Source organism: Pseudidiomarina homiensis, from assembly GCF_003987225.1.
Classification (GTDB): Bacteria; Pseudomonadota; Gammaproteobacteria; order Enterobacterales; family Alteromonadaceae; genus Pseudidiomarina; species Pseudidiomarina homiensis.
On the sequence record NZ_PIPX01000001.1, the window covers coordinates 1,045,856 to 1,058,455 of the forward strand.

Sequence of the window (12,600 nt, forward strand, 5' to 3'; positions counted from 1 at the left end):
ATGCTAGTCAGCAGTGCGTTATTGGCTTTGGCAATCGATGTACAAGTGTTAGCCACACGTCCCGACGTCAATTGGATTGGAGTGAGTAGCCCCAGTCCTGACGTGGTTTGGATCAGTGGCAGCAAGGCTACGATTGGCCGCAGTACCGATGGCGGTAACACTTGGCAATACAGTCAACCCACCTCAAATGACTTGCAATTTCGTGACATCGAAGCACTCGATGACCGCCACGCCTATGCGCTTAGTATTGGTAATAACGGCGACTCGCGTGTTTATCACACCAGCAACGGTGGCCGTGACTGGCAGTTAAGCTTTCGTGCCGGTGGCAATCAATTTCTGAACTGTTTGGCGATTTCGCCATCGCGCAATGAAATTTGGGTCTATGGCGACAGTATTGATGGCCAATGGGATCTGGTACGGAGTCCCGATGGCCGCAACTGGCTCCCGTCACGCAATGCTATTGACGGCCCTCCGCAAGGCGCCGAAGGCGGTTTGGCGGCCAGCGGTGGCTGTGTGCGCTTTCGCAATAACGTTTGGGCAATAGGGACCGCCAACGCGAGTACTGCACGACTGCTGATTAAAAGTAGCTTTGGTATTCGCTTTAAAGCCATCGACACGCCAATCGTCGCAGGCCCGAGCGCCGGTATCGCGAGTGTTTGGCCATTCTCAGAAAAACATGCCCTACTCGTAGGTGGTGACCTCAATCATCCCGAGCGTCGGCCGCGTATTGTCGAGTATAAAGATGGCGACTTTACGCCATTGGCAGAACCTCCTCTTGCAGGCGCCTTGTACAGCCTCACGGTGACGCCTAACAAGGGCTTAATTGTTAGTAACCCTGCGGGCGTGGCGTATCTTCCCACGAGTGCTAGCGAGACATGGCAGGTTCTCACTGAAGCCAACGTTTGGAACAGTGTTTGCAACCTAGATTCGTGTTTCTTGGTAGGTAAGGATGGTTACGCGGCGCGCCTTAGCGTACCGCAGAACTAAAGCCGAGGCCTTCAATTAACCTAGCAGCGCCATACCGCCGGTTAAATGGCTGACATTACAAAAGCCAAACCGGCTGAGTGCACGGGCCGCCACGGCACTACGATGCCCAGAGCGGCAGAGACACACAATCGGACGTTGTGCGTAGTCATCGCGATGCTCATAAATGAACTGAATCAAGCGTGTTAACGGCACGCTCATAACCTGCGCCGGTAAATCGAGCGGCGTGACTTGATGCTCTTGTTGTTCACGCACGTCCACCACTAGTGTTTCAGGGCGGCTAAGCCACTCTTGTTGCTGTTCCGGCGGGATGTCTACTAAATCGCAGCCGCACGCTTCGTTAGTTAACTCAGCAAGTTGCTCGGCTATTGCAAAGTCTTCATCCCATTTGCCACACAGCAGCGTTTGCGCACTTACTGCTTGCTGTAACAATTCCACCGACGCTTGCTCACCCACAAAAGCGAAATCTACTTGAGCTTGGCTTTCAGGAGCAATCGGTGAACTCAGTAAGAAAATCGGTTGCCGGCTGCCCACCCGATATAAACGTCGGTTGCCAACCAATAAACAACCGCTGGTCGGCAATTCACAACCTTGCGGTGACTGACAATCGGCTTGCGCATGCAACGGCCACCCGACATTATCTCGTTCAGCATCACAGCCACTGGCACAAACAATCTGCGCAAGCATCGCCGCGGTGCTCTGCGCACCTTGCTGCTCCGTGGTGACCACCGCTTTAACTCGGTAATGTTGGCATTCCACCAATTTCTCGATGCGCTCCGCCAGCTGTGGCACTGGATCAATCACGGCCATTTCGCGAGCCTGCCGATCAATGATTAAATAGCAACATTGCGCGTCGAATCTGAGCTGTACCACGCCATCCAATTCACTATCGAAATCTTCGTTGGTGTCACTGACCAACAAGCAAGAGTGCCGTAGCGCCTGCGCAGCTTCTTTAATACGCATACATGCCGCATCAATCGTTTGTTGTTCAGTCGCTGGGCCGAAAGATAAACGCACCGCCGACTGGGAACGCCAATCTTCGAGCCCCATCGCATCAAGTACAAAACTTCGCGTAACTTTGGAACTGCACGCGGAACCTGAACTCACGCGAATATTCGCCGCATCAAACACATCCATGATGTCACGCGATGGCACACCGCGTACCGAAAAGTTTAACGTGGTTGGCACCGAATATTCGAGTACGTGATTAAGTTCTAGTGTCGGAAAAGCCTCGCGTAATGCCCCGAGTAGCTGATCACGGTAGCTTTGTAACGTCGCTAATGGTTTAAACACCTGTTGCGTTTGGTCGAGCAACAATTCAAATAAGGTGTGCAAGGCCGCAATGCCAGGCAAGTTTTCTGTTCCGGAGCGCAAGCCCTGTTCCTGACCACCACCGATAATGAGTGGCGTAAAAGGGCGTTGCTCACGCACATAGAGGAAGCCGATCCCTTTGGGACCATAGAGCTTGTGCCCACTAAAAGGCGCATAATCGATGCTCGTTTCAGCAAGCTTGAGGTCGCCTTTACCGAGCATTTGTACGCAATCAACCATCCACGGGACTTGTGGCGCCTGACGCCGAATCACTTGTTCAAGTTTGGCGAGGTCCTGGCGCACACCCGTTTCATTATTCACCGCCATAGTGCAGATCATTAACGCGTCAGGGGCGTGTGCTTCAATAAAATCAAGATCCAGCAAACCATTCCGATCAACAGGGATGGCTTTCAGCTCTGCTTGAGTATCCAGTAGCTTGTTCCAATGCGCCAACGCCTGCGGTACAGCCTTATGTTCGGTGGCTCCGTAAAGTAACCACTTGCCGGCAGTTTTTCCTTGTGTCTTGGCGTAGCTAAGCGCTGAAAGCACTGCAGTTTGAATACCTTCGGTCGCACCACTGGTAAACACCAGTTCACCGCGCGGGGCACCAATAACCTCACGTCCCAAACGACGTGCATTGTCGAGAATATAGCGCGCTTGCAAACCGGTGATGTGACTGCTACTCGGGTTACCAAAGACTTGCTCCATGGTGTGCGAAACAGCCTGTGCAATTTGTGCCAGCACCGGTGTCGTTGCGTTGCAGTCTAAGTAAATTTCATCGGCTTTTGGACGTATTTGTACAGGCGTGACCATGGTAACTGCTACAACCTCAGCTTTTTTATTATTGGTTTATGAAGGTATTAGTGAATACGGTTTTTCTGCCACTCTTCTTCTTTGGCCATACGCGCTTTTTTGTCGTCGCACGGCTCATCGCAATCGCAAGCTTTATCCATACCGAGTGCTGAAATGCCACCACAGCTACCCGAGATTGATTTCTTCTGCACAATGAACCCAACCGACATGGCTAACACCACCACCAAAAAGATGGCGAAAACAAGTAAGAATAATCCCATGCGGACCTCCTAGGTTACTGCAAATAAGGTTTGAACGCGGTACTAGTGTACTCTTTAAAGTCACCGTTTTCACGTGCGATCAAAAGTACGGCAAGCCCCTTTTCTTCAGCAAACGCCAGCGCTTGCTCAGGCCCCATCACCGTCAATGCGGTGGCGTAGGCATCAGCATCCATACACGTCTCTGCCAGCACTGTTACTGAGACAAGATTATGCTGGATTGGTTTACCTGTGCGCGGATCGATAATGTGCGAATAACGCACACCATCTTGCTCAAAATAATTACGGTAATCACCAGAAGTTGCGACCGCGTTATTGCCCGGTTCAATGATACGTTGCGCCGCACGTTGGGTATTATCTGGTTTTTCAATCGCTATGCGCCACGGTTTGTTACCAGGTTTAACACCCCTCATGCGCATTTCACCGCCGATTTCGACCAAATAATTTTGGATTTCCATCTGCTCAAGTAGCCGCGCTACGCGGTCGACACCATAGCCTTTGGCAATGGTTGATAGGTCAACGTAGAGCTCAGGAATCCGTTTCTGGAGTTGGTGGTTTTCAACACTTAAATGTTGGTAGCCCGTTGCTGCCTGCGCTGCAGCTAACTCTGCTGCGGTTGGAGTAACCTCTGGACGCTGTTGTGGGCCAAAACTCCATAAGTTTACTAGGGGTCCAACCGTAACATCGAGCAAGCCATCGGTTTCTTCTGCTATCTCTAACGCGCGGCGTACCACCGTTTCAAGTGAGCGAGAAACCACTACAGGCTCGGTCGTTTGGCGCTGATTAAAGCGCGACAATTCAGAATTGGGGTCATAGGTCGACATCTGACTGTTGATCTGCTCAAGTACCGCATCCACGCGCTCTTTAATCTTCTCAGCTTCGTGCCGCGGGTTCGCAGAAACATAGCGAATATGATAAGTCGTGCCCATGGTCTCACCGGACACCGCTATTTGCTGCGGCGCATGCGAGCATGAAACGAAAAAGGCTAGCCCAATAAGGGCTAGCCAGAACATACGTAATGATGAAGTCATCACTTAATTAACCACCGAAGTCGTCCAACATGATGTTTTCGTCTTCCACGCCTAAATCTTTAAGCATGTTGATCACTGCCGCATTCATCACTGGCGGCCCACACATGTAGAATTCACAATCTTCTGGCGCGTCATGGTCTTTCAAGTAACGCTCATAAAGAACGTTGTGAATGAAGCCCGTGTCACCATCCCAATCGTCTTCTGGTTGCGGATCTGAAAGCGCAACATGCCACTCGAAGTTGTCATTTTCACGTTGCAACATATCGAAGTCTTCAACGTAGAACATTTCTTTTTTCGAGCGAGCACCGTACCAGAAGCTGATCTTACGGTCGGTGTTCAAACGACGTAGCTGATCGAAAATGTGCGAACGCATTGGTGCCATACCTGCACCACCACCGATGAAGACCATTTCCGCTTCGGTTTCCTTCGCGAAGAACTCACCGAATGGACCTGAAATGGTGACTTTATCACCTGGCTTCAAGCTAAAGATGTACGAAGACATTTTACCTGCTGGCAAGCTCAAGTTGTTTGGCGGCGGCGTAGCGCAACGCACGTTCAACATGATGATGCCTTTCTCATCTGGGTAGTTCGCCATTGAGTAGGCACGAATCGTTTCGTCATCAACTTTGGACTCGATGTCTAAGAAGCCAAAACGTTCCCAGTCGCCACGGAATTTCTCTTCGATATCGAAGTCTTTGTAGCGCACATGATGGGGTGGAGCTTCGATCTGAATGTAACCACCAGCACGGAACGGTACTTCTTCGCCTTCTGGCAACTGCACGACAAACTCTTTGATGAAGGTCGCTACGTTGTCATTAGACTTAACGGTACAATCCCACTTACGAATACCGAATACCTCTTCAGGCAATTCGATTTTCATGTTTTGCTTCACGTTGACCTGACAAGACAGACGCACGCCTTCACGCGCTTCTTTCTTGTTAATGTGGTCTTTCTCGGTTGGCAGGATATCACCGCCACCCTCGATTACTTTCACGGTACACTGCCCACATGAACCACCGCCACCGCACGCCGACGATACGAAGATACCCGCGTTAGCTAGCGCACCTAGCAACTTACCACCCGGTTGGGTTGTGATCTTCTTATCTTCGTCATCGTTAATCAAAATCTCGACATCACCCTGAGGTACCAATTTTGATTTGGCGAACATAATCACCGCAACCAAAATCAATACGATCACGGTAAACATGCCTACGCCGAGCGCTATAAGTGTTAATTCTTGCCCTTGCATCGACTTTTACCTCTTAATTATCCGTTGCTTTCGTTACCGGTGCTTACAGGGATACGCCAGAGAATGACATAAAGCCCAAACCAATGAGACCGACTGAAATAAAGGTGATACCAAGACCACGTAGGCCATCTGGTACATCTGCATATTTCAGCTTCTCGCGCACCGCAGCTAGAGCAACAATTGCAAGTGCCCAGCCAACACCGCCACCAATACCGTAGACGATACTTTCAGTGAAGTTATAGTCACGTTCAACCATGAACGAAACACCACCAAAAATCGCACAGTTCACGGTAATCAACGGTAAGAAGATACCTAGTGCGTTGTATAACGCTGGTACGTACTTATCGAGTGTCATTTCGAGAATCTGTACCAACGCCGCAATAACGCCGATAAAGGTCAAGAAACGCAAGAAACTTAGATCTGCGTCTGGAAAACCAGCCCAACTCAAAGCGCCTGGTGCCAAGATATTGTGGTAGACCAAGTTGTTCACCGGTACAGAGATACCTAGTACCACGATTACCGCAACACCAAGACCAAAAGCCGTACTAACCTTCTTCGATACCGCCAAGAACGTACACATGCCCAAGAAGAACGATAGTGCAAGGTTCTCAACGAAGACCGATTTAATAAATAAACTAATATATGCTTCCATCATCGGCTCCTTAGTCCTTCGGCTCTACTTGTTCTGGACGGAATGTACGCAGAATCCAAATGAATCCACCAATGATAAAGAAGGCACTCGGCGGCAAAATAAGCAAGCCAACCGGTTGATACCATCCTCCTTCAGAGGCAAGCGAAAGAATTTGATAACCGAATAGGCTACCTGAACCAAAAAGTTCGCGGATAAAACCAACAAACAACAGCACTACTGAGTAACCCAAGCCATTACCAATGCCATCAAGGAACGACAGGCCTGGTGAGCTCTTCATGGCGAACGCTTCAGCGCGCCCCATAACGATACAGTTAGTGATGATCAAACCAACGAATACTGACAACTCTTTCGCAATACTATATGCGTAAGCACGCAGTACCTGGTCGACAACGATAACCAAGCTAGCAATGATCGTCATCTGCACGATAATTCGAACACTCGAAGGAATGTGATTCCGAATCAATGAAATAAACAAGTTCGAAAATGCAGTTACCAAGGTCAGTGCAATACACATAACCACAGTGTTTTCCATTTTCGAAGTAACTGCCAACGCCGAACAAATACCGAGAATTTGCAAGGCAATAGGGTTGTTGGCAAAGATCGGTCCAAACAGGACTTCTTTCATTTCTTTTGCACTACTAGCCATTGCTCAGCTCCCCCTTGCGAATTTTTTCAAGTAATGGGCCATAAGCCTTGTCGCTGAACCAATACTCAACGAGATTATCGACGCCATTACTGGTCAGTGTCGCACCCGAAAGTGCGTCAACATCATGGTTCTCTTGGGTAGGGTTCTTCATTACGTCGAACTCAACTTGTTCATTACTATCGCCGTAAATTTCTTTACCTGACCACTGTGCGACCCATTTCGGATTCTGGATTTCACCACCCAGTCCCGGAGTTTCACTATGTTCATAGAAATTCACGCTGCGAACGGTGTTCAAGTCTGGCTGCAATGAAATAAGGCCATACATGGTACCCCACAGGCCATAACCACGGATGTAGAGAACTAAAGTCTCAAGTTCACCTTGGTCATTATTGATAAAATAAACCTTGGTGACATCTTCACGCGTACCGATACCCGCTTTGTCTTCGCTTTTCTCAAGCTTAGTACTCCAGTCGGGCTTGTTCGCCGCAGCAATCGGATCGTAGTTGGTAGCATTTTGGCCATTCGCCTGCTCAACCAACTCCAACGTATCAAGATTGATAAGCTTGGTCTCAACACGCTCGTTGAACAACGCGACAACGTCAGTACTAGGCTCTAGCAAGCCAGCTGCATCTAATACGTTACGCTGCATATCGAGCGCAGCATTTTTCTGCTGCATCGGCTTCAAGCCGACTGCAGCACCAGACACGATGATCGCACACACTAAACAGAGGGCGACCACGACAAATAGCGTTTTGCCTAAGGATTCGTTCTTCTTAGCCACGAGCTAACCTCCGTTTAATGTTCGCCTGAACAACAAAGTGGTCAAACAATGGAGCAAATACGTTCGCAAACAGAATCGCCAACATAATGCCTTCTGGGTAAGCAGGGTTTACCACACGAATAAGTACGGTCATGGCACCAATCAAGAAGCCATAAGCGAACTTAGCTTTATTCGTAAACGAGGCCGATACTGGGTCGGTCGCCATAAACATCATACCGAAGGCGAAACCACCGACAACTAAGTGCCAGTACCACGGCATTGCGAACATGGTATTGGTGTCACTGCCTATCGTGTTAAACAACAACGACAGTGCGACCATACCGATGAACACACCTGATACGATGCGCCATGAGGCAATGCGGAAGTAGATCAGGGCCAAACCACCGATCAGAATCATTAGTGTTGAAACTTCACCCATTGAACCTTGGATGTTACCTAAGAAGGCATTCCACCACATGTCCATGTCAGCAAAATAGTTTTCGCCGATAGCCGCTTGACCAAGCAAAGTTGCACCCGAGAAACCATCAACAGCTGTCCATACTTTGTCGCCCGAGATTTGCGCTGGGAAAGCAAAGTACAAGAACGCACGGCCGGTAAGCGCCGGGTTCAAGAAGTTACGACCGGTGCCGCCGAAGATTTCTTTACCAATGACCACACCGAAAGTGATACCTAAGGCAACTTGCCATAGTGGAATCGTCGCTGGCAGGGTTAAGGCAAACAAGACCGAAGTAACGAAGAAGCCTTCGTTGATTTCGTGCTTACGAATGCTGGCAAACACGACTTCCCAGAAACCACCGACAATAAATGTCGTGGCGTAAACCGGTAAGAAGAAGCAAGCGCCGTACCACATTTTGGTACCCCAGCCCGCGTTGGCCATATCGCCGCCTAGCATTTGGAATAGACCAACCTGCCAAACGTCGGCCAATTCGTAGCCGTTACCAAGTGCCATAAAGGCTTGGTTACCCACGTTATACATACCCCAGAACATTGCTGGGAAGGTCATCATCCACACCAAAATCATGATGCGTTTCAGATCCACATTGTCTTTAACGTGCGTAGTTTTTTTGGTTACTTTGCCAGGCGTATAGAGAATCGTGGCCACTGCTTCATAGAGGGCATACCACTTTTCATACTTGCCGCCTTTCTCAAAGTCTGGCTCAATCCGCTCAAGATAATTTTTTAAGCCCATGATTAGCCCTCTTTCTCGATCGTGGTCAACGCATTACGCAACACTGGACCGTACTCGTACTTGCCTGGACAAACATAAGTACAAAGCGCCAAATCTTCCTCGTCTAACTCCAAGCAGCCCAGTTGTTGAGCTTCATCGGTGTCACCAGAAAGCAGATCACGTAACAAAATGGTTGGCAGAATATCTAACGGCATGATGCGCTCGTAGTTGCCGATCGGCACCATGGCACGGTCAGAGCCGTTGGTAGATGTGTTCATTGCGAACAGCTTCTTCGGCATCAAGTGTCCGGCAAAAGCACGGGTCACAGAGTGCTGATTCACACCTGGCTTGAGCCAACCTAAGAATTCTTTCTCATCACCTTCAGGCAGTACGCTTACTTGCATATGGAAGCGCCCTAACCACTGGTGGGCATCGTCAACTTTGTGGCCATTCAAGATAGAGCCGGAAACGATGCGCTGTTTACCTTCAGCAAGTTCACCTTTGATGAGCTCGTTCAGGTTCGCGCCCATGTGGGTGCGCAGCAAACGTGGTTTAGTTACACCAGGGCCGCCAAGAGCAACCGTGCGTGGTGTGAAAATCTCACCTGTGGTAAACAACTTACCGTAAGCGATCACGTCTTGATAATTGATGTGCCAAACCTGTTTCTTCATGCTAACAGGTTCTAAGTAGTGGATATGCGTACCGACCAAGCCAGCTGGGTGAGGACCTTTGAAGCTCTCAACCTGTGCCTGCGCGTCGCCAGTGTCAACTTTTGCGTCAGCAGCTTTGGTGACGTACACCTTGCCTTTGGTCAAGTTGCCCAACACTTTCAAACCATCAACAAAAGCTTGTTGCTCTTCGTTGATGATTACGGTTGGGTCAGCAGCGAGTGGATTGCTATCCATGCAGTTGACAAAAATCGCTGCTGGCTCAGCGTCAAGCTTCGGCGAACGGCTAAACGGACGCGTGCGTAGAGCGACCCACTGACCTGAATCATTCAATTGTTCGACGACTTTCTCGCGATCCAAGTTAGTAAGCTCTTTGCTGTCGTACTTCGCAAATGTTTCTTGCTCGTCGCCATCAATTTCGATGACTACCGCTTGCAACACTCGCTTAGCACCACGCAATACGTCTTTAACAACGCCTGCAGCTGGAGCTGTGAATTTAACCCCTGGGTTTTTCTTGTCTTCGAAAAGTACCTGGCCTTTTTTTACGCGGTCCTCAACCTTGACATGCATGGTTGGGCGCATACCCACATACTCTTCACCCAGAACGGCAACGGTGGTGATGGATTGACCATCTTCAATAGTTTGCTGGGGAGCACCCGTAATTGGGATATCCAGCCCTTTCTTGATCGTAATCATACGCGTTTGCACTACTCGTTAGGGAAGATGAATCTTTCTTCAGTTACACTGACTAGCAGCTCTCTGAAACCTGATAAATCATATAGTTAGCGCACTGAAACTCAACGAGCCGAGCATTCACTGCGCTGACTGAATTTTGTACATAGTCATCTAGGGCGGGCATTTTAGCACTTTTGTGCGGTGCGTTACCACCTTACACCGCACAATTTTTGTGGTGATTTCTTTGATTTGTGTCGGCTTATGACCAGCTCACAACGGGATCCACATCGGCATCATAATCAACACCTTCCATACCAAAGCCAAACAGCTTCAGAAAGTCCGAGTGATAGCCCTCGTAATCGGCCAATTGATGGAAGTTGTCTTGGGTCACTTGGTCCCAAAGTGCTTTTACTTTCGCCTGCGTTTCTGGGTTGGTTTCTTTGCCATCCATGCGCAAGCGACCGGCCGCATCCCAGTTTGGCTCATCGGTATAAAGGCCTTCGGTGAACAACCGGTAAATTTGTTCGATACAGCCCTCATGAGTGCCCTCTTCTTTCATCACCCCATAAATCAGTGAAATATACAGTGGCATCACCGGGATCGCTGAACTTGCTTGGGTAACCAAGGCCTTCAACGAAGAAACATAAGCCTCAACATTTAAATTTTTGTGATCGCCGCGAATTGCAGCGGCGGCGCGATCTAAATCCTCTTTGGCCTTACCAATGGTTGCGTGACCGTATATCGGCCAAGTTAATTCTTTGCCGATATAGGTATAAGCCGTCGTTTTCGCATCTTTCGCCAACACTCCGGCCGCATCAAGCGCATTCAACCAGCGCTCCCAGTCTTCGCCACCCATCACTTTTACAGTGTTATAAATTTCGTCGTCGTTGGCTGGCTCTAGGGTGATTTCTTTCACCAAATCTTTATCGGTGTCATAGGTTTTTGTGGTGTAAGCCTTACCCACAGGTTTCAAGGTCGAGCTATAAAGTTCACCAGATTCAGGGTCTTTACGCTTCGGCGACGCCAAGCTGTAAACCACAAGATCAACTTGGCCAAGATCGGCTTTAATCCGTGCAATGGTTTCTTCTTTAATTTCATCAGAGAAAGCATCGCCATTGATGGTATGGGCATACAAGCCCGCTTTCGCCGCTTCGTCATGAAAGGCAGCAGTGTTGTACCAACCAGCTGTGGCTGTTTTCTTCTCGCTTGGCTCTTTTTCGAAACACACGCCAAGCGTATCAGCGCCAGCACCAAAAGCTGCTGTAATCCGTGACGCAAGCCCGTAACCTGTTGAACAACCGATCACCAACACACGCTTAGGAGCGGCGGTTATTTGCGGTTGTTGCTTGATATACTCGATCTGCTCACGCACATGTGCCGCGCAACCGATCGGATGGGCATTGGTACAAATGAAACCACGAATTTTCGGCTTAATAACCATAGTTCTATCCTGTTCTATTTTACTTGTGCCGCAGTGTAACCGACCACCGTCGGAAAACACATCTGATTAGTTGCTGCCACCACGGCAAGCAGGTGACGCTGGGACTTCGTTCAGTTGTTGCCATTCGTCGGGGCTGTAGGTGTGCAAAGCCAGCGCATGAATCGGCCCAGCTAAGAGCTCTGCTAAAGCTTTATTGACCAATCGGTGGCGCTGTAACAAACGCTTACCGGTAAAGGTTTCACTCACCACTACTAATTTAAAATGCGAGTCGTCGGTTGGCGTGCCATGGCGGTCACTTTCGTTGATCACCTCAAGATGTTGCAGCGGCATCGCGTTCCCTAATGCTGCCGTAATTGCTGTTGCGGTGGGGTGTTGCGTCGTCGTATCAGCCATTCAATTAGTCCTCCTGCGAGCTATCTAAAGCACTATAGCAGATGGCGTCATCACGCCCTAGGCGAGCGAGTGCGTCGGTCAATGATGGTGGCGGAGCATCGGCAGGCGCGGCGAGTCGATACGATTGTGAGCTTACCGTGCCCCACTCTTGCCACAACAAAATGGCATGATCTTGATAGATAGCTGCCAGTTGTTGGAGACCTAACCTACGTCGTTCTGGTAACGCAGAAGCCTCTTGCACAAGGCGCCAGCGATTCAAATCTTCTGCGTCGGCGAGTAAGGCATCGTTCATTTTATTGCGGCAAAAGCTAAGCTGCAATGTGCCGGCACTCAGTTGCCAATCGCGATTAGGTAAGTCTTGGAGGTTGACTTCAGCAACCACATCAAGCGCAGCAGCTCCCTCGGCAACCGGTGGCGGCGAGCAAGCCGAAAGCGCAAAGCTCGACATGACGAACGTCAGTAATGAAAAACCTCGAAGCGAAGCATAGTACACGGTGATACCCTTACGACTTAATAAGCGTTAGCGCATCA

The 12,600-nt window shown here is 49.5% G+C and carries 13 protein-coding genes; 1 reads left to right on the plus strand and 12 read right to left on the minus strand.

Annotated elements, in window-relative coordinates; all coding sequences use genetic code 11:
• Positions 1-987: a WD40/YVTN/BNR-like repeat-containing protein gene (locus tag CWI70_RS05070; protein WP_126771122.1), complete on the plus strand. Its 987-nt coding sequence runs from the start codon at positions 1-3 to the stop codon at positions 985-987.
• A 15-nt stretch (positions 988-1,002) separates the two neighbouring features.
• On the opposite strand, the gene CWI70_RS05075 is transcribed toward CWI70_RS05070, so the two are convergent.
• The 12 genes from CWI70_RS05075 to CWI70_RS05130 all read right to left on the minus strand — a co-directional run bounded on the left by CWI70_RS05075 (position 1,003) and on the right by CWI70_RS05130 (position 12,562).
• The gene (locus tag CWI70_RS05075) at positions 1,003-3,108 is read right to left on the minus strand and encodes an aminotransferase class V-fold PLP-dependent enzyme (RefSeq protein WP_126771124.1); all 2,106 of its coding nucleotides are present in this window, start codon (positions 3,106-3,108) and stop codon (positions 1,003-1,005) included.
• A gap of 47 nt (positions 3,109-3,155) precedes the next feature.
• Entirely contained in the window at positions 3,156-3,368 is a 213-nt protein-coding gene (gene nqrM / locus CWI70_RS05080) for a (Na+)-NQR maturation NqrM (RefSeq protein WP_126771126.1), read from the minus strand.
• Between the two features lie 14 nt (positions 3,369-3,382).
• Entirely contained in the window at positions 3,383-4,396 is a 1,014-nt protein-coding gene (locus CWI70_RS05085) for an FAD:protein FMN transferase (protein ID WP_157980891.1), read from the minus strand.
• A gap of 7 nt (positions 4,397-4,403) precedes the next feature.
• Positions 4,404-5,645 (minus strand): NADH:ubiquinone reductase (Na(+)-transporting) subunit F, encoded by a 1,242-nt coding sequence (nqrF, locus tag CWI70_RS05090; protein WP_126771128.1) that lies wholly within the window; start codon positions 5,643-5,645, stop codon positions 4,404-4,406.
• Positions 5,646-5,688: 43 nt separating this feature from the next.
• Positions 5,689-6,297 (minus strand): NADH:ubiquinone reductase (Na(+)-transporting) subunit E, encoded by a 609-nt coding sequence (gene nqrE / locus CWI70_RS05095; RefSeq protein ID WP_126772722.1) that lies wholly within the window; start codon positions 6,295-6,297, stop codon positions 5,689-5,691.
• A 10-nt stretch (positions 6,298-6,307) separates the two neighbouring features.
• Positions 6,308-6,943, minus strand: coding sequence for an NADH:ubiquinone reductase (Na(+)-transporting) subunit D (locus CWI70_RS05100; protein ID WP_126771130.1), 636 nt, complete (start codon positions 6,941-6,943; stop codon positions 6,308-6,310).
• Positions 6,936-7,724, minus strand: coding sequence for a Na(+)-translocating NADH-quinone reductase subunit C (locus CWI70_RS05105; RefSeq protein ID WP_126771132.1), 789 nt, complete (start codon positions 7,722-7,724; stop codon positions 6,936-6,938). The genes CWI70_RS05100 and CWI70_RS05105 overlap by 8 nt, the downstream gene beginning before the upstream one ends.
• Entirely contained in the window at positions 7,717-8,913 is a 1,197-nt protein-coding gene (locus CWI70_RS05110; RefSeq protein WP_126771134.1) for an NADH:ubiquinone reductase (Na(+)-transporting) subunit B, read from the minus strand. Before CWI70_RS05110 ends, CWI70_RS05105 begins: the two co-directional genes overlap by 8 nt.
• A 2-nt stretch (positions 8,914-8,915) precedes the next feature.
• A complete protein-coding gene (locus CWI70_RS05115; RefSeq protein WP_126771135.1) occupies positions 8,916-10,256 on the minus strand; it encodes a Na(+)-translocating NADH-quinone reductase subunit A in 1,341 nt (446 codons plus the stop codon).
• Positions 10,257-10,494: 238 nt separating this feature from the next.
• Positions 10,495-11,676: an enoyl-ACP reductase FabV gene (gene fabV / locus CWI70_RS05120; RefSeq protein WP_126771137.1), complete on the minus strand. Its 1,182-nt coding sequence runs from the start codon at positions 11,674-11,676 to the stop codon at positions 10,495-10,497.
• A 66-nt stretch (positions 11,677-11,742) separates the two neighbouring features.
• Complete coding sequence (locus CWI70_RS05125; protein WP_198677650.1) at positions 11,743-12,069, minus strand: BolA family protein; 327 nt, start codon at positions 12,067-12,069, stop codon at positions 11,743-11,745.
• A gap of 4 nt (positions 12,070-12,073) precedes the next feature.
• A complete protein-coding gene (locus CWI70_RS05130) occupies positions 12,074-12,562 on the minus strand; it encodes a hypothetical protein (protein WP_157980868.1) in 489 nt (162 codons plus the stop codon).
• Positions 12,563-12,600: the final 38 nt, after the last annotated feature.

Coding starts and splice junctions, on each gene's coding strand:
- CWI70_RS05075 (WP_126771124.1), bottom strand. CDS start 3,108: ATGGTCACGCCTGTACAAATACGTCCAAAAGCCGATGAAATTTACTTA.
- nqrF (WP_126771128.1), bottom strand. CDS start 5,645: ATGCAAGGGCAAGAATTAACACTTATAGCGCTCGGCGTAGGCATGTTT.
- CWI70_RS05115 (WP_126771135.1), bottom strand. CDS start 10,256: ATGATTACGATCAAGAAAGGGCTGGATATCCCAATTACGGGTGCTCCC.
- CWI70_RS05125 (WP_198677650.1), bottom strand. CDS start 12,069: ATGGCTGATACGACGACGCAACACCCCACCGCAACAGCAATTACGGCA.
- nqrM (WP_126771126.1), bottom strand. CDS start 3,368: ATGGGATTATTCTTACTTGTTTTCGCCATCTTTTTGGTGGTGGTGTTA.
- CWI70_RS05110 (WP_126771134.1), bottom strand. CDS start 8,913: ATGGGCTTAAAAAATTATCTTGAGCGGATTGAGCCAGACTTTGAGAAA.
- CWI70_RS05100 (WP_126771130.1), bottom strand. CDS start 6,943: ATGGCTAGTAGTGCAAAAGAAATGAAAGAAGTCCTGTTTGGACCGATC.
- CWI70_RS05070 (WP_126771122.1), top strand. CDS start 1: ATGCTAGTCAGCAGTGCGTTATTGGCTTTGGCAATCGATGTACAAGTG.
- CWI70_RS05085 (WP_157980891.1), bottom strand. CDS start 4,396: ATGACTTCATCATTACGTATGTTCTGGCTAGCCCTTATTGGGCTAGCC.
- fabV (WP_126771137.1), bottom strand. CDS start 11,676: ATGGTTATTAAGCCGAAAATTCGTGGTTTCATTTGTACCAATGCCCAT.
- nqrE (WP_126772722.1), bottom strand. CDS start 6,297: ATGGAAGCATATATTAGTTTATTTATTAAATCGGTCTTCGTTGAGAAC.